Source organism: Streptomyces sp. NPDC093261, from assembly GCF_044753645.1.
Taxonomy (GTDB): domain Bacteria; phylum Actinomycetota; class Actinomycetes; order Streptomycetales; family Streptomycetaceae; genus Streptomyces.
Genome location: NZ_JBIVNO010000004.1, coordinates 61,072 through 80,326, shown reverse-complemented (window position 1 = coordinate 80,326; position 19,255 = coordinate 61,072). Strand labels below are relative to the sequence as shown.

The window sequence follows — 19,255 nt, the reverse complement described above, 5'->3', positions numbered from 1 at the left end:
CAAGGACGTGAGCAAGGACGTGAGCAAGGACCTGAGCAAGGACCTGAGCAAGGACCTGAGCAAGGACCTGAGCAAGGACGTGACCATGGACGCGGCCAAGGACGCCGGGGAGCGCACCGCGCTCGTCGCCCTCGAGGACGTCGGCAAGCGCTACGGCAATGTCCGCGCCCTCGAGGGGGTCTCCCTGGAGGTCCACGCGGGCGAGATCACCTGCGTCCTCGGCGACAACGGCGCGGGCAAGTCCACCCTCATCAAGATCGTGGCGGGGCTGCACCAGCACGACGGCGGCGCCCTCCGCATCGAGGGCGAGGAGACCCGTCTGGCGTCCCCGCGCGAGGCCCTGGACCGCGGGATCGCCACCGTCTACCAGGACCTGGCGGTGGTCTCGCTGATGCCGGTGTGGCGCAACTTCTTCCTCGGCTCCGAGCCCCGCAAGGGCGTCGGCCCCTTCAAGCGCCTGGACGTCGGCTTCATGCGCCGGACGACGCGCGAGCAGCTGCTGCGCATGGGCATCGATCTGCGCGATGTCGACCAGCCCGTCGGCACCCTGTCCGGCGGGGAGCGCCAGTGCGTGGCGATCGCGCGGGCGGTGTACTTCGGGGCCAAGGTGCTGGTCCTCGACGAGCCGACCGCGGCACTCGGTGTGAAGCAGTCGGGTGTGGTCCTCAAATATGTGGCTGCCGCCCGGGACGAGGGACTGGGTGTTGTTTTCATCACCCACAACCCGCATCACGCGTATCTGGTGGGCGACCGTTTCGTGCTGCTCAAGCGCGGCACGATGGTGGGCAGCCACACCCGCGAGGAGATCACCCTGGACGAGCTGACCCGTCAGATGGCGGGCGGTGACGAACTGGACGATCTGCGCCATGAACTGGAACGTGCGCCCCTCTAGGGGTGCGGGGCAGCGACCCCTGCGGCTCCTCCGTGTGAGCGGGATTCGCCACGGCGAAGCCGCGGGAGCCGCGCGGCCCGCGACCGTCCCGCCCCGCGCGGAGCGCCGGGGCTCCGCGATGCAAGCCCGCCGCGGCGTAGGGCAGAATCGGGCGCGATGAGCACCTACCGCGACCTCACCCACCGCGGCTCCGCCCGGGCCACCGTTCTGCGGACCGTGGGCACACGCGAGCGCCGTTCCCATCTGACGGCCCCCCGTGTCCCGACGGTCGGCATCGACATCGGCGGCACCAAGGTGATGGCGGGCGTCGTCGACGCCGACGGCAACATCCTGGAGAGGCTCCGCACCGAGACGCCCGACAAGTCCAAGAGCCCCAAGGTCGTCGAGGACACCATCGTCGAGCTGGTCCTCGATCTCTCCGACCGGCACGATGTGCACGCCGTCGGCATCGGCGCGGCCGGCTGGGTGGACGCGGACCGCAACCGCGTCCTGTTCGCCCCCCACCTGTCCTGGCGCAACGAGCCCCTGCGCGACCGTCTCGCCGGGCGGCTCGCCGTCCCCGTCCTGGTCGACAACGACGCCAACGCCGCCGCGTGGGCCGAGTGGCGCTTCGGCGCCGGCCGGGGTGAGGACCACCTCGTCATGATCACCCTCGGCACCGGCATCGGTGGCGCCATCCTGGAGGACGGCCAGGTCAAGCGCGGCAAGTTCGGCGTCGCCGGCGAGTTCGGCCATATGCAGGTCGTGCCCGGCGGCCACCGCTGCCCGTGCGGCAACCGCGGCTGCTGGGAGCAGTACAGCTCCGGCAACGCCCTGGTCCGCGAGGCCAGGGAGCTGGCCGCGGCCGACTCCCCGGTGGCGTACGGGATCATCGAGCACGTCAAGGGCAACATCTCCGACATCACCGGCCCGATGATCACCGAACTGGCCCGTGAGGGCGACGCGATGTGCATCGAGCTGCTCCAGGACATCGGCCAGTGGCTCGGGGTGGGCATCGCCAATCTCGCGGCGGCCCTCGACCCCTCCTGCTTCGTGATCGGCGGCGGGGTCAGCGCGGCCGACGACCTGCTCATCGGCCCCGCCCGGGACGCCTTCCGGCGCCATCTGACCGGTCGAGGCTACCGGCCCGAGGCCCGTATCGCGCGCGCCCAGCTCGGCCCCGAGGCCGGCATGGTCGGCGCCGCGGACCTCGCCCGGCTGGTCGCCCGCCGCTTCCGCCGCGCCAACCGGCGCCGCGTGGAGCGCTACGAACGCTACGAGCGGTTCGCGCAGAGCCGCCGCACCGCCAAGGGGGCGCTGTGACGGCCACCGTGTCCATACCGCGCCAGTCGACACCGCCGGACGAGCCCTCGCGGCCCCCGGAGGGCCGGTGGCACAAGTTCCGGCGCCGGGCGCTCACCCTGCTGATCATCGTCCTGCTCATCGGTGTGCCCGCCGGCTACCTGGTGATCTCCGCCAACCAGAGCCGCAACAGCGGCAAGGACAAGGAGGCCAAGTACTCGGCGACCGGGCTGACCGAGGGCTGGCCCTCGCGGGTGCAGCGCCGCCTGTACAGGGTCTGGATCCCGAGGGACGCCACGGACGTGGCGTCCTACGAGACGAACAACTGGAAGACCAGCCGCCTCTATGTGCAGTTCAGCACGAGCGACGACGGCCTGAACCGCTTCCTCAGCACGCTGAAGGCCACGCGCGCCTCGCTGGAGAAGGACGACATCGCCATCGGCGAGCGCGACCGGCATGTCGTCGGCTGGTCCTTCACGGGACCGGGCCCCTGGTCCGGTCTCACCCACGCGCAGAAGAACCCCGCACCCACCCTGGACATCGTCGTGAACACGTCCGAACCGCAGCATCCGACGGTGTACGTGGTGTCGCGCACCATCCCCTGACGGTCGCGGCTGGCCCCGGACGGTCCGGGCCCCGCCGCTCGCCGGAGCCGATTGTCAGACCCCGCCCGTAGAGTCGAAGACGTTCGATGCGACGCGACGGCGGGAGGTGACCGGACGTATGGCCGACCAGGCGGCCGAGGTGCCCGTGCGGCTGGCCGCCGTCTTCCTGCCCGAGCCGCTGCCCCGCCGCGGCCGGGTCGCCTTCTGGGACCCGCGGGACGGACGGCCGCCGTCGGGAGCCACCGAGGAGCTGACGGTCGTACGGCCGCACGGATCGGGAGTACGCACAAGCATCGTGCGCGCCGTGGCGCTGCCGGTCGCCGAGGCCCTGCCGCTGCTCACCCGGGCCCGGCGCGACCCCGCCGCACACCCCGCCACCGCCTGCTGGGGTGCCGCCGCCCTGCACGCCCTCCGGCTCGTCGCGCGGGGGCGGCTCCTGCCCGGACTCACCCCCGACGGATACGACGCCTGGCGCGCCGGCCCCCTGGAGCCGGACGACATCACCCACCTCCGGTCCATCGCCGCCGCGCTGCCGTACGAGGGCCACGCCGTGCCGCTCCCGGGCAAGGGCCCCCTGCTGCTGCCCGAGCCCGAGGCTCTCGTGCGGTCCTTCCTCGACGCCGTCGCGGACACCCTGCCGCGCACCCCGGCCGCCGCCCACACCGCGGGCCGGCCCTTCGCGGCGCCCGGACCGCAGCGACTGCCGGAAGCTCACGCCTGGGCCGCCGAGGTGGCGGCCGGCATGGACACGGGGGTACGGATCTCGCTGCGCCTTGACCTGTCGGCGTACGACCTGTTCGACGACGCGGAGGGCGCCCGCCGCTCCGGAGCCGCGGTCGTGCAGGTGCACAGCCTGGCCGACCCCACCCTTGTCGTGGACGCGGCGGAGCTGTGGGCGGGCGAGGCGGCCACCGCCTTCGGCCCCCGCGCCCGGGTGGACGCGGCCCTCGCCGTCCGCCGGGCGGCCCGGGTCTGGCCGCCACTGGACCGGCTCGCCGAGCAGGAGGTGCCGGACGTCCTCGCGCTGTCCGAGGAGGAACTGGGCGAGCTGCTGGGCGTCGCGGCCACCAGGCTGGGCGCGGCCGGGGTCGCGGTGCACTGGCCCCGGGATCTGGCGCAGGACCTCACCGCCACCGCGGTCGTCCGGCCCGCGCCCGGCTCGGCGACGGACGGCACGGGCTTCTTCGAGAGCGAGGACCTGCTGCGGTTCCGCTGGCAGCTTGCGCTCGGCGGCGATCCGCTCACCGAGGCCGAGATGGACGCGCTCGCGGAGGCCCACCGGCCGGTCGTCCGGCTGCGCGACCGGTGGGTGCTGGTCGATCCGGCCCTCGTCCGCAAGGCCCGAAAGCGCGAGCTGGGCCTGCTCGACCCGGTGGACGCGCTGTCCGTCGCGCTCACCGGCAGCACGGAGGTCGACGGCGAGACGGTGGAGGCGGTGCCGGCCGGCGCGCTCGCCGCGCTGCGGGACCGGCTGACGGCAGGCGTCGGCCCGGTGGAACCACCCCCGGGCCTCGCCGCCCGCCTGCGGGACTACCAGCTACGGGGCCTCGGCTGGCTCGACCTCATGACCTCCCTCGGCCTCGGCGGCTGCCTCGCCGACGACATGGGGCTCGGCAAGACGGTCACCGTCATCGCCCTGCATCTGCGCCGGGCTCACCGCGAGCCGACCCTCGTGGTCTGCCCGGCCTCCCTGCTGGGCAACTGGCAGCGGGAGATCACCCGGTTCGCCCCCGGCGTCCCCGTCCGCCGCTTCCACGGCCCCGAGCGCACCCTGGACGGCCTGGACGGCGGATTTGTGCTCACCACGTACGGGACGATGCGGACGGCCGCCGCCCGGCTGGCCGAACAGCCCTGGGGCCTGGTCGTCGCGGACGAGGCGCAACACGTCAAGAATCCCTTCTCTGCGACGGCGAAGGCCCTGCGCACGATCCCGTCGCCCGCCCGTGTGGCCCTCACCGGCACCCCCGTGGAGAACAACCTCTCCGAACTGTGGGCCCTGCTCGACTGGACGACCCCCGGACTGCTCGGTCCGCTTAAGTCCTTCCGCGCCCGGCACGCGCGGGCCGTGGAGAACGGCGAGGACCCGGAGGCCGCGGAGCGGCTGGCCCGTCTGGTCCGTCCCTTCCTCCTGCGCCGCAGGAAGTCCGACCCGGGGATCGTCCCGGAGCTTCCGCCGAAGACGGAGACCGACCGTCCGGTGCCGCTCACCCATGAGCAGGCCGCGCTCTACGAGGCGGTGGTACGGGAGTCCATGCTGGCGATCGAGACGGCGGAGGGCATCGCCCGCCGGGGCCTCGTCCTCAAGCTTCTCGGCTCCCTCAAGCAGATCTGCGACCACCCCGCGCTCTATCTGAAGGAGGACACGGGCACGGCGGGCGGCCTCCTCGCGCGGTCGGGGAAACTCGCCCTGCTCGACGAACTGGTGGACACGCTGCTGACGGAGGACGGCTCGGCACTGGTCTTCACGCAGTACGTCCGCATGGCCCGCCTGATCACCACGCACCTGGCCTCCCGCGCGGTGCCCGTCGAGCTGCTGCACGGCGGCACCGCGGTGCCCGACCGCGAGCGGATGGTGGACCGCTTCCAGAGCGGGGCGACCCCGGTCCTGGTCCTCTCCCTGAAGGCGGCGGGCACGGGCCTGAACCTCACCCGCGCGGGCCATGTCATCCACTTCGACCGGTGGTGGAACCCGGCAGTGGAGGAACAGGCCACGGACCGGGCCTACCGCATCGGCCAGACCCAGCCGGTCCAGGTCCACCGACTGATCACCGAGGGGACGGTCGAGGACCGCATCGCCGAGATGCTGGAGTCCAAGCGCGCGCTGGCCGACGCGATCCTGGGCGGCGGCGAGTCGTCCCTGACCGAACTGACCGACCGTGAGCTGAGAGACCTGGTGTCGCTGAGGAGGACGGAGTGAACGGGGCGGGGGAGGGGACGCGGCCCGAGGAGACACCCGGCGCGGACGGGCGTCCCGCCGACGCGGCGCGCCGTGCGCTGCGCGCCGCGCGGGAACGGGAGCGGACGGCGGGCGAGGGCTGGGCCGGCGAGCCTCCCGCCGAGGACGCCGACGTGACCGTGCCTGAGGAGAAGACGACCAAGCCGTCCCGCCCCGGCGACGCGGCACGCGCCGCCCTGCGGCGGGCGAACGCGGACCGCCGCAGCAGTGCGGCGGCCGGGGCGGGGGAGCCGGGGAAGGAGCCTTTGGCCCGTCCCGGTGAGGGGACACAGACGGGCGCGACGGTCGGCGCGCCGTCGGAACCCGTCGGCGCCACACGTCCCGGCGATGCCGCCCGTGAGGCGCTGCGCGCCGCCCGGGCGGAAGCGGCCCGGGCAGAGGAAGCAGAAGAAGCGGTACGGGCGCGGAACGAGACGGCAGCCGAGGGCCGCGAGCCGCGCGTTCGCTCCGGCTCCTCCAGGGCGCCCGGTGCGCAGGGTCCTTCCGCCCCACACGGGTCCTCCGTCGTCCCAGGGGCGCCCGGCAGCACGGAGTCCTCCCCTGTCGTTCGGTTGTCCGGCGCCCGGCGGCGCCGCGATGCCCGGATGCGGCCGGCCGGTGAGCGGAGCCGGGAGGTCCGGGATCTGATCGCCGGGGCCTTCGGACCGCCGCCCTCGGCGGCGCCCCCAGGCGGGACCGACTCCGCCCCGCGGACCGACTCCGCCCCGCGGACCGTTGGCGGCGCGCGGACCGTTGGCGGCGCGCGGGAGGAGGAGGCGCCCGCTCCCGCCCGGCACGAGGTCGTGGACCTGTTCTCGAAACGCCGGCAGGCGAAGCCGGGACCATCCGGGGAGCCCCTGGACACGCCGCCCGCCGCGCCCCCGGTGGCGCGTTACCCGCGTTCCATGGCGGCCCCCGGCCGTGACGGCGAGTTGCGGCGCACCTTCGCCTCCCTGCCGACGCGCACGCCGCAGCAGAAGCCGGCGGAGGACGCCGACGACCGGTTCGCCGGGACGTGGTGGGGCAACGCCTGGGTCGCGGCGCTGGAGGAGGGCGCCCTCGACGCCGCACGGCTGACCCGGGGACGGACGTATGCGGACCGGGGGCACGTGGACGCCATCACCGTCACCCCGGGGCTTGTCCTGGCGTATGTCCAGGGGAGCCGTCCGCGTCCGTACCGGGTGCAGGTGCGGCTGCGGACGTTCTCCGACGAGGAGTGGGACCGCTTTCTGGACGCCGCCGCGGAGCGGCCGGGACACATCGCCGCGCTTCTGGACAAGCAGGTGCCGCACACCCTCGCCGAGTGCGGGGTCCGGCTGCTCCCCGGGCCCGGCGACCTGGAACCGCGCTGCAACTGCCCCGATGACGGCCACCCGTGCAAGCATGCCGCCGCGGTCTGCTACCAGGCCGCCCGCCTCCTGGACCGGGATCCCTTTGTGCTGCTCCTGCTCCGCGGCCGGGGCGAGCGTGAGCTGATCGACGCGCTGTCCCGGCGCAACGCGGCGCGCGCGGCCCGTGCCGCCCGGGAACAGCGACCCGCGCCCATGCCGGGAGTGCGGGCCCGTGAGGCCGTGGCTCGGCGCTCACTGCCACCGCTTCCCGCCCCGCTGCCACCGCCCGCCCACCCCGAGCAGCCCCCGGCCTACCCGGCGGCGCCCGGCGGGCCGGACCCGCTCGCGCTGGACCAGCTGGCCACGGACGCGGCGGCCCGGGCGCACGCGCTGCTCACCACCGGGCAGGATCCGGTCGCGGACCTGACCCTGTGGCAGGACGCGGTGCGGCTGGCCGCCGCCCGCCCGGGTTCGGGCCTCACGGCGGCGACCCGGCCGCTGTACTCCTCGCTGGCCGCCGCGACCGGGCGGACCCCGGCCGACCTGGGCCGGGCGGTCGCCGCGTGGCGGCAGGGCGGACCGGAGGCCCTCGCCGTCCTGGAGGAACCGTGGGACCCGCCGGCCGGCCGCTTCGACCGCGCCCGCCCCCAGCTCCTTGCCGCGGACCTGCCCGCGTTCCGGCCCTGGTGCAACCGCCTCACCCACCCGGACGGGCACGCCCAGCTCCGGCTCGGCAGGGACGGGTTGTGGTACGCCTACGAGTCGGAACCGGGCCAGGAGGACTGGTGGCCCCGCGGCACCCCCGACCCGGACCCGGTCGGCGCGCTGACGGGACTGGGGGCTCCGGCCGAGCACTGACCGGACCCGAACGACACCGAGACCGGCGACGAGCACTCACTGGGCCGGTACCGGCCCGGTCCACGGCGTCCCGCCGTGCTCACCTGCTCTCGACCGCAAGAAGCCCGCGTTCACCGAACACCTTCTTGGCGACGAAGGTGGCGTTCAGGGCCCGGGGCATGCCGCAGTAGACGGCGGAGTGCAGCAGGGCCTCGATGATCTCCTCGGAGCCGAGGCCCACGTTGAGGGCGGCGTTGATGTGCACCTCGAGCTGCGGCTCGCAGCCGCCGAGGGCGGTGAGTATGCCGAGGGTGACCAGTTGCCGGTCGCGCGGGGCCAGGCCGGGCCGGTCGTAGATGTCACCGAAGGCCCAGGCGACGACCTGGTGGCCGAGTTCGGGACTGATGTCGGCCAGGGAGTCGACGACACGCCGTCCGCCCTCGCCGTCGACGCGGGTGAGCACGTCCATGCCGTGCTCGAAACGCTCCTGGCGGGTCCGGGCGGCGGGGGCGTTGCTCATGAGTGCTCCGTTTCCTGCTGCTCGGCGAGCAGCTCCTCATAGTGGCGGATCTTGTGGTCCAGGGCGGCGGCGTTGCGCCGCAGGCTGCGGATGCGCTCGGCCAGCTCGGCCCGGTGCCCGCGGAGCATGGCCAGCCGGTCGGCGACGGTGGCGTCCCCGGTGGCGCGCAGCCGGGCGAAGCGCTGCATGTCGGCGATGGACATGCCGGTCTCGCGCAGTTTCAGCAAGAACTCCAGCCAGGCGAGATCGGCCGCCGCGTAGCGGCGCTGATTGCCGGTGGTGCGCCCGACCCGTTCGATCAGCCCGGCGCGCTCGTAGTAGCGCAAGGTGTCGGGTGAGAGTCCTGTCCGCTCCGCGACCTGGGTGATCGTGAAGGTGGGTTCCCGCTGGTTAAGGGCATGTCCGTCGGCCATGGAACGACCGTAAAACCTGGAGCGCGCTCCAGGTCAAGCGGGCGCGGCGAAGGGCGAGGGCATGAGCGGTCACCGAACCCTTGTCGCCCTGTCAGGACTCAGCCGAGTGCGGTCGTCCGGGACGTGGCCGTTCAAGGCCTGACGGTCCGCTAGCGTGGCGGCGCGGCGCCTGGTGTCTCTCCTCGCGCCGCCGTACTCCAGGCCGCCCGCCGTGCGGGCCGCCACCGTGTCCCCCCGGGAGAACCCTTGTCCCGTACCACCGTTGTCGTACTCGCCGCCGTCGTCCTCTCCTTGACGGCCTGCTCCGGGCCGGGCCGCGGCACGCCCGCGCGGCCGTCCCCCACGGCCACCCATGCGAGCACACGTCAGGTCGCCGCCTGCACCGACAGGATGGTCACCGGGCGGCACGGCGGGATAGGAGCACCCGAGTGTGCCCGCCTGCCGCAGGCCGACTATCTGAAGGCGTTGCGGTCCGCGAACCAGCGGGGGCAGGAAGCCCTGCAACGAAGGGAAGGCGGCGTCTCGAGGTCCGCACAGCCGTAACGGATACGCGCCGGCGCGTTCACCGAGGGGGCTGCCGGAGGTCCCCCTCGGGGCGTCCCTCGTGTACCGGCCCTATAAGCACCTGGATGTCGCGGAGAGCCTCGCGATAGCCGTCGCCGAAGCCGGTGTCCGCGGTGACGGGTTCGCTCGCGATCCAGGCGCGGATCCGGGTGACGGCCCCTGCGGTCTTGAGGCGTTCGGTGGGGGAGAGGGTGTTGAGGGTGGCTTCGGGATCCTCGCTTCTGTCAGGGTTCCGTCGCGTGAGCGCGCCGAGGAACGCGGGCAGGCGCTCGTCGAACGCGGCATGAACGGCGTCGTCGCGGGTGAGCAGTTCGCGCCGCATATAGGAGGCGACGCGCCGCCACTGCTTGCGGTCGTCCGTACTGAGGGTCTCGTCGGCGGCGGCGCGTTCGGCTCGGTCCACGGACCTGCGGACCTTGGCGCGGGCCCAGGCGAGGGCATCCGGGTCGTAGTCGTAGTGGTCGAGGCTGCTCATGCGAACTCCTGTGGATCGTCGATGAGTTTCGTGGTGCCCGCGATGGTCCGGCCGGTAACACCCCGAGCGCTCTGTGCGGCTCACGCGGTGGCTCGGCGATCGCGTCAAGCGGCGATCCGCCGGAAGCCGGCGTCCCCCGGGCGGGAACCCGCCGTGCGGACCCCGTCCGAGTGAAGGGGAATTCCCGTCGCCGCCGGCCGACAGCGGCGTGCCGGACCACATCGTCGCGGTGGGCCGGACACACGGCCGTGAGCACTCGAGCACTCTCGCCTCGTCGAAACGGCGCAGCGCGACGGAAAGCCGCTTCACGTTACCGAATTCGCGGCCCTCATGCGGCGCGACGAAGGCCGCCGTCAAAGTGCCGTCAAACGAAGCTGATGCACCATCAGGAAGCCGTCAAGACGAGCCAGGGTGGCCGATTCCGGTCGCAGACTGATCAGCAACGGGGGGCGGGCGACCGTCCGTGGTGATGACGTTGGAGGGACCGTGACTCTCACGGCCGGATCAGCGCAGGGTCCTCGGACCGAGCAAGGAGCACCGCCACGGAGAGAAGTGGTCGCCCAACCCGGGGGCAGCTCCGGACTGCGAAGACGAGGGTATTCGCGGGCGGCCGGACCGGGTCCGGGGCTGCGCCCGGGGCGGCGGGCTGTGGCCGTGCGGGCCGCTCTGCGCCGCCGCTTCTGGGCCACCGTGCCCGCGCGGCTGCGCCTCCTGCGCGCGGCCACGCTCCTGCTCGCCACCGCCGTGGTGGTGCTGCTGCTCGTCGCGGCACCTGGGACGGCGTCGCCGCACGGGACGCGCCGCGCACCACCAGCGCCGCCGACCTCAACCTCGCCCTCAACGACATGGACGCGCAGGCCGCCAATATCCTGCTGTCGAGCGGCGATGCGGGCCAAGGGCGCCTGCAGACCCCGTACGACAAGGCGGTCGGCTTCTACGGCAGTGCCCGTCGCGAGATCGGTCACGACCTGCGGACCCTCGCCGTCGCGGCCCAGGGTGAACGGGCCGACGAGAAGACCGTCGAGAACCTGACCGACGACTTCGCCGAGTACCAGGAGCTGATCGGCCGGGCCCTGGAGAACGACGGCCACGTCGGCGGCCGGCCGGCAGCCCTGGCCGACTACCGTAAGGCGACCGACCTGCTGCAGGGCCGGCTGCTGCCCGAGTCACGCACGCTGGTGGCCTCCAACGACCGTGCCTTCGACGCGGAGTACACCGGCGCCCGGTCGACCCTCTCCGCCCAGCTGGCGGCCACCGCCGTGCTGAGCCTGCTCCTGCTGGGCGTCCTCGGTCTCCTCCAGTGGTACCTGGTCCGGCGCTTCCACCGGATCGTGAACCCGCCTCTCCTCGCCGGCACACTGTGCACGCTGCTCGCGGTGATCCTCGGCGCGCAGATGCTGACCTCCTCGTCCGGCGATCTGCGCGGCGCCCGCCAAGACGCCTTCGACTCCGTCGTCGCCCTCTCCCGCGCGCGGGCCGTCGCCTACGACGCCAACGCCGACGAGAGCCGCTACCTGCTCGACCCGCAGCGCCGGGGGAGGTACGCCGCCTCGTTCCTCGCCAAGTCCCAGGAGCTGTACGGCATCCGCGACGCGACCCTCGACACGTACGAGGACGGGCTGTCCACCGGCTGGCGGGCGTACGAGGCCGACCACCATGACCTGCGCTTCACCGGCGAGTTCAGGCGTGAGCTGGACAACATCACCTTCCCGGGGGAGCGGGCCGCGGCGGAAAGGACCGTGGAGACGTACGCCGTCTACCAACGTGATGACCGCAAGATCCGCGCCTTGCTGGCGGCTGGGAAGGAACGCGCGGCGGTGGAGTTCTGCATGGACTGGGAGCCGGGCACCTCCAACGCCCACTTCGGCGCGTGGATGGCCGCCCTGGACAAGGTGACGGACATCAACCGCGAGCACTTCACCTCGTCGGTGCGGGACGGCCGCTCGGCGGTGAGCGACCTGCTGCCCTGGACGGGTGGCCTGCTCCTCGCAGCGATGCTGCTCACTGCGCTGGGGTTGCGACCGCGGCTGGCCGAGTTCCGATGAGCGGTCATCCGGCAGTCGGCCGGGCCAGGCGGGTCAGGGCCGCCACGAGCGCCGGAATCCCGGTGAGTATCCGGAGGCCCATGGGGCGGGCCAGGAGGCCCGTGTGGCGGCGGGGTGGGGGCGTCGCCCGCGTCCGACTCCCCTCAGCCGTCCGCCAGTCGTGTCTCTTCCAGGTCCAGGGACCGCTGGAGGCGGCGGCGGGTGGTGTCGCTGATGCGGTGGGTGTCGTACAGGTTTTGCAGCTCCGACGTCTCCACGGCGATCAGGTCGCGGCGCAGCTGGCGGTAGACGAGGTCGGCCGATTCGGTGGCCGCAGCGGTGCCGTTGCTCTCGGCGAGGCGGTCGCGGGCGTCCTCCAGCCGGGCGTTCAGGCCGCGTCGCAGCCGGTCCAGGACGATGTCCGGTACGGCCTCCAGTTCGGCCAGTTCCTCCAGGCGGGCGAGGCTGGCGTGAGCCAGGTGGGAGCGGGCCTCGGTCTCCTCACGTTCGGTGTGGGCGGGCTCGAGGGCGATGCCGGAGGCGCGCACGACCGGGGCGAGGGTGAAGCCCTGTCCGACCAGGGTGACGACCACGACCGAGGTGGTCAGGACCAGGACCAGCGGTCGGTCGGTGAGCGGGGTGCCGTTCTTGGCGATCTCGGGGATGGACAGGGCGGCGGCCAGCGGCATCACCCCGCGCGTCCCGGCCCAGGTCAGCACCATCGGCACCCGCCAGTCAAGGCGGCCGATGCCGCCCTTGCGCTGGACGACCGCCGACAGTGGCGCGATCCAGAGCAGGCGAACGGCGACGAGCGTGGCGGCGAGGGCGAGGGCGTACAGCGGCCAGGCCCGGTCGCCGGCCAGGGCCCGCACCTCGCCGGGCAGCGCCAGCCCGATCAGCGAGAAGACCACGCTCTCCAGCAGGAACACCACCGTGCCGTAGACGGCGTGCAGCTGGAGTCTGATGCGGGCGTTGGTGAGCCGGTCCCCCCGGCCGCCGAGGATCACCCCCGCCACCACGCAGGACGTCACCCCGGAGGTGTGCGCGGCCTCCGCCAGCAGGTAGGAGGCGTACGGAGTGACCAGCGCGATCACCGTCTCCAGAACCGGGTCCTCGGTGCGGCGCCGGATCAGCATGATCACTCCGGCGACCGCCGCCCCGATCACCGTGCCGCCGCCGGCCAGCAGCAGAAACTGGCCGCCCGCCGCACCCCAGTTCGCCGCCGTCGAGGCGATCGCGATGCCTGCCGCCACCCGGACCAGCACCAGCGAGGTGGCGTCGTTGAACAGGCTCTCCGCCTGTACGAGGACCTGCACCCTCGGCGGCAGGGCGAGCCGACGGCCGAGCGCGGTCACGGCCACCGGGTCGGTGCTGGCCAGTACCGCGCCCAGCACGAACGCCATCTGCCAGGACAGCGGGGTGACCATGGCGGCCACCGCGGCGACGGCCGCGGCCGAGGCGAGGACCAGCCCTATCGCGAGGATCCCCACCGGTTTCCACACCGCGCGCAGCTCCCGCCAGGGCATGTCCTCGGCGCTCGCGTACAGCAGCGGCGGGAGCACGACGAGGCCGATGATCTGGGGGCTGATCTCGATCTGGGGGGTGCCCGGCAGCAGCGCCACCGCGAGGCCGGCGACGACCAGCAGTGAGGGCGCGGGGATGCGCCAGCGGCGGGCGAAGGTCGCCACCACGGTGGCCAGAATGACCAACGCGAGTACCGTGCCGACGCTCCGCATGCCGTCCTCCTGGGCTGAAAAGGGAGCCACCCTGGCTCCCCTGCCGACCAGACTTCCCGGCACACCTGCCTTCACCCTATCGGCCCAGGTCACGCCAAGGCAGTGTCAAGGTCACCGGGATCGGCGCCAAGGAAGCGCTAAGGCGCATCCCGGACGGCCCTCGGAAGAGCTTCCGTGGGAGCGGCCCCTTCAGGGGGAGGCTGATCCACTGATCGGAGCGCGTCGGCAGCGATGGATGACGTACGGCCCGGACGACTGAAGGTGTACCTCGGCGCGGCCCCGGGGGTCGGCAAGACCTACCGGATGCTCGACGAGGGGCGGCGCCGTGCCGCCCGGGGGGCGGACGTGGTGGTGGGCTTCGTGGAGTGCCACGGCCGCCCGCACACGGAGGCGATGCTCGACGGCCTCGAGGTCGTCCCCCGCGCGTCCTGCACCTATCGCGGCGGCGGTTTCGAGGAGATGGACCTGGCAGCGGTGCTGGCCCGTCGCCCGCAGGTCGCGATCGTGGACGAGATCGCGCACAGCAACGTTCCCGGGGACGGCCGCAACGCCAAGCGCCGGCAGGACATCGATGCCCTGCTCGCCGTCGGCATCGATGTGATCACCGCGCTGAACATCCAGCACCTGGAGTCCCTCAACGACGTCGTAGAGAAGATCACCCGCGTCCCGCAGCACGAGACCGTGCCCGACGAGGTCGTACGACGGGCCTGGCAGATCGAGCTGGTGGACATGCCGCCCGAGGGACTGCGCCGGCGCATGGCGCACGGCAACATCTACGCCCCCGAGAAGATCGACGCGGCCCTCGCCAACTACTTCCGGCCCGGCAACCTCACCGCCCTGCGTCAGCTCGCGCTGCTGTGGGTGGCCGACCGGGTGGACGAGGCGCTGCAGGAATACCGCTCGCAGCACGGCATCGGCGGGGTGTGGGAGACCCGGGAGCGGGTGGTCGTCGCCCTGACCGGAGGGCCGGAAGGGGACACGCTGGTGCGGCGGGCCGCCCGGATCGCCGCGCGGTCGGCCGGCGGCGATCTGCTCGCCGTGCACGTGGCCCGCAGCGATGGCCTGGCCGGCGGTGTCTCGGCCGCCTCGCTGGCCCGGCAGCGCAGGCTGGTGGAGGACCTCGGCGGCAGCTATCACTCGGTGGTCGGCGACGACGTGGCCACGGCTCTGGTGGAGTTCGCCCGCGCCGAGAACGCCACCCAGCTGGTGCTGGGCACCAGCCGGCGTGGCCGGTTGCAGCGGTTCCTGACCGGGCCCGGCACGGGGGAGACCGTGACCGAGCTGTCCGGTGACATCGACGTCCACCGGGTCACCCACGAACGGGCCGGACGCGGCACCCTGCTGCCTTCGCGCCGCCGTACGCTCTCCACGGCCCGGCTGATCGCCGGACCGGTGGCCGGGCTGGTCCTGCCGGTGCTGCTCACCGCCGGGCTCGCCCGGCTGCGCGGGACGCTGGACCTGACCAGCGAGGCACTGCTGTTCCTGCTGACCGTGGTGGGCGTGGCCTGCATAGGCGGGGTCGCCTCGGCCGTGATCGCGTCGGTGACGGCATCGCTGCTGCTCAACTACTGGTTCGTCCCACCCATAGGGTCCTTCACTTTGCACGACGCCAACGCCCTGCTGGCGCTGGCCGTGTTCGCGGTCGTCGCGGCCACCGTGGCCGCCGTCGTCGACCGCTCCCTACGGCTGTCCCGGCGCTCGGCGCGGGCCACCGCCGAGGCCGAGACCATGTCCTCGCTGGCCGGCACCATCGTGCGCGGCGAGGCGACGATCCCGGCCCTGCTGGAGCGGACCCGCGAGACCTTCGGCATGGAATCGGCCGAGCTGGCGGACGAGCCCCCGGATACGGACGGAGCCACCGTGGTGCCGGCCGGTCCGGGGACATACCTGGTGCTGCGCGGCCGTACCCTGTCGTCGTCCGAGCGGCGGGTGCTGGCCGCGTTCGCCGCGCACGTCAACTCCGCCGTGGAGCGGGCTCGCCTGGCCGAAGCGGCGGCCGAGGTCGAGCCCGTGAAGGCCGCCGACCGGCTGCGCACCGCCCTGCTGCGCGCTGTCGGCCACGACCTGCGCACCCCGCTCGCCGCCGGCTGGGCCGCCGTCACCTCGCTGCGCAGCCGCGATGTCGCCTTCACCGAAGAGGACCGGGCCGAGCTCCTCGCCACCGCCGACGAGTCCATGGCCAAGCTCAACCGCCTGGTGGAAAATCTCCTCGACCTCAGCCGGCTGGAGGCCGGCGCCCTCACCCTCAACCTGCGGGCTACCTCCCTGGAAGAGGTTCTGTCCATGGCACTGGTCGATGTGCCGGAGATCCGGGTCGCCGACGTCGAGGACATCCCGGCCGTGCTCGCCGACCCGCCGCTGCTCGAACGCGTGATCGCCAACCTGGTCGGCAACGCCGCCCGCCACACCCCGCCGGGGCAGAAGGTGATGATCACCGCCAGCGCCTTGGCCGGCCGGGTGGAGCTGCGCGTCGTGGACCGGGGGCCGGGGCTGCCGCAGACCGGCCGGGAGCGGCTCTTCGAGCCCTTCCAGCGGCTCGGCGACAACGACAACACAACCGGTCTCGGTCTCGGCCTGGCCCTCGCCCGCGGCCTGACCGAGGCGATGAACGGCACCCTCAGCCCCGAGGACACGCCCGGCGGCGGCCTGACGATGGTCGTGTCGCTGCCGATCTCCGAGCAGACCGTAGGGGCCGGACCCACCGAGCAGAGCGCAGGCGGTGCGCGATGAGCACGGAGACAGGCGCCCGGAGGCCGCACCGCACACACACCCCGGCTCACACCGGGCCACTCAGGGATCGGCTCGCCCCGGCGGCCGGCCTGGCCGCCCCGTTCCTTACGGATGGCCCGAGGGTGAGATCGAACTTCCGGCGTACGGCAAGGGCCGCTACCCCGGCCGCTTCATGCTCACCCCTGGCCCCGCCCCCGTACCCGCGCTCCAGGCGCGGCTGGTCGCCGTCACCCTGGCCGACCAGACCGGCGCCGCGCCGGACACGGCAGGGCCGGTGCGCGGGTGATGAGCCAGGCGCGGCGGATTCCCCGACGGGATCCTGACGCCGGACGGGCCGCCCGGTGGAACGGTGTCGTGCTCCCCGTCGTTTCCTTCTGATGTGACGTCAACTCTCCATCCGGCGTCGGACCTTGGACAGTGCTCGCAGCACATGGTGATCTGCGGTGACGACGGGCTCGCGCACCGGCTCGTGCTCGAACCGGAAGCGGTGTGCGGCGAGGTCGTCACCGTGGTGCTGCCGTCGGACCCGGCCGCCCCGGGCGTCACGCGGTACGAGTCGCGTGGAGATGCCGTCCAGGCAGCGGACCGACACCGGCAAGTCCGTCCGCACCCGCCGCTCGCGCACCAGTCGGCGTGAGGAAAGCCAACTCCGGCCCCCGGACACACGGGTGGGGATGGCCGCCAAGATCGCGTCAAGGTCGGCCGGATGGGCGCGAAGATGCCGCAAGGAAGGGTCGGATGCGGCTGGAAACGGTCAGAACCTGGGTGCACTCGCGCACCTCTCAACCATCGTGCGCGGTGGAGAAGTAAGGAGCACGCGCCCATGTCCGTCCTGACCACCGAGCAGCCGGATGCCGTTCCCGCCGGCGAGGAGCCGCCTGATACGGGCGAGCGCCACCGGCTGACCGCTGTTACGGGGCTCGCGGCGCTGTCGCTGGACGCGATGGCGTCCGTGGCGTACGGCCCGGAGGCGATCGTCCTGGTGCTGGCCGGCGCGGGTGCGCACGGCCTCGGTTTCACGCTGCCGGTGACGCTGGCCATCGCGGTCCTGCTGGCGGTGCTGGTGGCCTCCTACCGGCAGGTGATCGCGGCCTTCCCGGACGGCGGCGGTTCCTATGCGGTGGCGAAGAGGCATCTGGGGGCGCACACGAGCCTCGTGGCCGCCGCCTCGCTGGTGCTGGACTACGTGCTCAATGTCGCCGTCGCGGTCACGGCGGGTGTGGCCGCGCTGACCTCCGCTTTCCCCGCACTGTACGGCGACCGGCTGTGGCTGTGCCTGGCGGTGCTCGCGCTGATCACTGCGGTGAACCTGCGCGGGATCGTGGAGTCGGCGAAGGCGTTCATCGTGCCGACGGTCGTCTTCGTCGGTTCGATCTTCGTCCTCATCGCCGTCGGCCTGTCCCGCTCCCACCCGGTGAGCACGGTGACCGCGGCCGGGCATGCCTCGGTTGTCGCGGACAACGCCTCCACGGTGGGGGCGCTGCTTCTGCTGAAAGCATTCGCCTCCGGCTGTGCCGCGCTGACGGGCGTGGAGGCCATCGCCAACGCCGTCCCGACCTTCCGGAGGCCGCGGGCCCGCCGGGCCCAGCGCGCCGAGGTGGCCCTGGGCGCCGTACTCGGCCTGATGCTGATCGGTCTGTCGGTGCTGATCGGCCGCTTCCACCTCCAGCCGGTGCGGGGCGTCACGGTCCTGGCACAGCTCGCGGACGCCTCGCTCGGCCACAACTGGGCTTTCTACGTCATCCAGTTCGCGACGGTGATCCTGTTGGCGCTCTCCGCCAACACCTCCTTCGGCGGGCTGCCGGTGCTGCTGAAGCTGCTCGCCCGTGACAACTACGCGCCGCACGTCTTCGCCCTGAAGGCCGACCGTCAGGTGCACCGGCACGGTGTGCTGGCGCTCGCCGTGGTCTCGGCCGCGCTGCTGGTCTTCTCCGGCGGTGACACCGACACCCTGGTGCCGATGTTCGCGATCGGGGTGTTCGTCGGCTTCACCATCGCCCAGGTGGGCATGGTCCGGCACTGGCGGCTGGAGCGGGGGACGGGCTGGCGCGAAAAGGCGCTGCTCAACGGTTTCGGTGCGGTCCTCACCGGTGTCGCGACCGTCGTGGTCACGGCGAGCAAGTTCACCGAGGGCGCCTGGCTGATCGTCGTCGCGCTCCCGCTGCTGGTGGCCGGCTTCGGGATCGTGCATCGCGCCTACGGCCGGATCGGCGAGCGCCTCGGGCTCGGCTGCATCCCGAAGAGCCCCCATCGCGAGCGCTCGCTCGTGGTCGTCCCGGTGTCCACCCTGTCCCGGCTGACGTCGGAGGCACTGACGGCGGCGGCGTCGCTCGGTGACGAGGTCCGTGCGGTGACCGTGTGTTATCCGGACCCCGAGGACCGGGCCCAGCTGCACGCCCTGGAGCGCGCCTGGGCGAAGTGGGACCCGGGGGTGAAGCTGGTGCAGCTGGCGTGCGAGCGGCGCAGCCTCGGCCGCCCCATCGCCGCGTACGTCCGTGAGGTGGCCGCCGCCGAGCCCGGCACCCGAGTCACCGTGCTGATCCCGGAGGCCGAGCCGGAGCGGCTGTGGCAGCGGCTGCTGCAGAACCAGCGGGGCGCGGTCGTCGCGCACTCGGTGCGGCGGGAGACGGACGCGGTGATCTGCCGGCTTCGCTTCCGGCTGTGAGCCAGGTCACCGACTGTCACACCTGCTTACCGACCGGGATGGGTCAGGAGCCGTAAGAGCCCCGTCAAAGGGGCCCCGGCCGCCGTAAGAGGGTCGTCAACGGGCGACCGGATCCGGCCAGAGAGGCGCTTTCCTCTAATCGTCCGTTCAACCGAACCTCACTCCAGGAGTTCGCGATGGCCGATCTGGCCTTCGTCGTCACCGTGCTCGCGGGTTTCGCGCTGGTGGCCCTTGTCGCCAAGGGGGT

At 73.0% G+C, this 19,255-nt stretch carries 14 protein-coding genes; 9 read left to right on the top strand and 5 right to left on the bottom strand.

Annotated features, from left to right (window positions below; all coding sequences use genetic code 11):
- The first annotated feature begins 85 nt into the window (after positions 1-85).
- From ACIP94_RS12000 to ACIP94_RS11980, 5 genes are all read left to right on the top strand, one after another.
- Positions 86-892 carry an ATP-binding cassette domain-containing protein gene (locus tag ACIP94_RS12000; RefSeq protein WP_402424231.1) on the top strand — a complete coding sequence of 269 codons (807 nt, stop codon included), beginning with the start codon at positions 86-88 and terminating at the stop codon, positions 890-892.
- A gap of 156 nt (positions 893-1,048) precedes the next feature.
- Positions 1,049-2,194: an ROK family glucokinase gene (locus ACIP94_RS11995; RefSeq protein WP_402423249.1), complete on the top strand. Its 1,146-nt coding sequence runs from the start codon at positions 1,049-1,051 to the stop codon at positions 2,192-2,194.
- Complete coding sequence (locus ACIP94_RS11990) at positions 2,191-2,778, top strand: sugar kinase (protein WP_402423246.1); 588 nt, start codon at positions 2,191-2,193, stop codon at positions 2,776-2,778. Before ACIP94_RS11995 ends, ACIP94_RS11990 begins: the two co-directional genes overlap by 4 nt.
- A 118-nt stretch (positions 2,779-2,896) precedes the next feature.
- Positions 2,897-5,695: a DEAD/DEAH box helicase gene (locus ACIP94_RS11985; protein WP_402423244.1), complete on the top strand. Its 2,799-nt coding sequence runs from the start codon at positions 2,897-2,899 to the stop codon at positions 5,693-5,695.
- A complete protein-coding gene (locus ACIP94_RS11980; RefSeq protein ID WP_402423242.1) occupies positions 5,692-7,902 on the top strand; it encodes an SWIM zinc finger family protein in 2,211 nt (736 codons plus the stop codon). Before ACIP94_RS11985 ends, ACIP94_RS11980 begins: the two co-directional genes overlap by 4 nt.
- A 79-nt stretch (positions 7,903-7,981) precedes the next feature.
- Here ACIP94_RS11980 and ACIP94_RS11975 read toward each other — a convergent pair whose 3' ends face one another.
- Both ACIP94_RS11975 and ACIP94_RS11970 read right to left on the bottom strand, forming a co-directional pair.
- Positions 7,982-8,401, bottom strand: a complete 420-nt coding sequence (locus ACIP94_RS11975; protein ID WP_402423241.1) for a carboxymuconolactone decarboxylase family protein — start codon at positions 8,399-8,401, stop codon at positions 7,982-7,984.
- Positions 8,398-8,814: a MerR family transcriptional regulator gene (locus ACIP94_RS11970; protein ID WP_402423238.1), complete on the bottom strand. Its 417-nt coding sequence runs from the start codon at positions 8,812-8,814 to the stop codon at positions 8,398-8,400. The genes ACIP94_RS11975 and ACIP94_RS11970 overlap by 4 nt, the downstream gene beginning before the upstream one ends.
- 246 nt (positions 8,815-9,060) lie before the next feature.
- Here ACIP94_RS11970 and ACIP94_RS11965 point away from each other — a divergent pair, with 246 nt between their 5' ends.
- Complete coding sequence (locus tag ACIP94_RS11965; protein ID WP_402423235.1) at positions 9,061-9,357, top strand: hypothetical protein; 297 nt, start codon at positions 9,061-9,063, stop codon at positions 9,355-9,357.
- Positions 9,358-9,376: 19 nt separating this feature from the next.
- Here the strand turns inward: ACIP94_RS11965 and ACIP94_RS11960 are convergent, their stop codons facing one another.
- Positions 9,377-9,853, bottom strand: coding sequence for a hypothetical protein (locus tag ACIP94_RS11960; RefSeq protein ID WP_402423232.1), 477 nt, complete (start codon positions 9,851-9,853; stop codon positions 9,377-9,379).
- 845 nt (positions 9,854-10,698) lie between these two features.
- On the opposite strand from ACIP94_RS11960, the gene ACIP94_RS11955 reads away from it, so the two are divergent.
- Entirely contained in the window at positions 10,699-11,898 is a 1,200-nt protein-coding gene (locus tag ACIP94_RS11955) for a hypothetical protein (protein WP_402423230.1), read from the top strand.
- 143 nt (positions 11,899-12,041) lie between these two features.
- On the opposite strand, the gene ACIP94_RS11950 is transcribed toward ACIP94_RS11955, so the two are convergent.
- Positions 12,042-13,613 (bottom strand): Na+/H+ antiporter, encoded by a 1,572-nt coding sequence (locus ACIP94_RS11950; protein ID WP_402424228.1) that lies wholly within the window; start codon positions 13,611-13,613, stop codon positions 12,042-12,044.
- Positions 13,614-13,844: 231 nt separating this feature from the next.
- Here ACIP94_RS11950 and ACIP94_RS11945 point away from each other — a divergent pair, with 231 nt between their 5' ends.
- Positions 13,845-16,343 carry an ATP-binding protein gene (locus tag ACIP94_RS11945; RefSeq protein ID WP_402423227.1) on the top strand — a complete coding sequence of 833 codons (2,499 nt, stop codon included), beginning with the start codon at positions 13,845-13,847 and terminating at the stop codon, positions 16,341-16,343.
- A 385-nt stretch (positions 16,344-16,728) separates the two neighbouring features.
- Here the strand turns inward: ACIP94_RS11945 and ACIP94_RS11940 are convergent, their stop codons facing one another.
- Positions 16,729-16,935, bottom strand: coding sequence for a hypothetical protein (locus ACIP94_RS11940; protein WP_402423224.1), 207 nt, complete (start codon positions 16,933-16,935; stop codon positions 16,729-16,731).
- 231 nt (positions 16,936-17,166) lie between these two features.
- Here ACIP94_RS11940 and ACIP94_RS11935 point away from each other — a divergent pair, with 231 nt between their 5' ends.
- Entirely contained in the window at positions 17,167-19,008 is a 1,842-nt protein-coding gene (locus ACIP94_RS11935) for an APC family permease (protein ID WP_402423222.1), read from the top strand.
- The last annotated feature ends 247 nt before the right edge of the window (positions 19,009-19,255 follow it).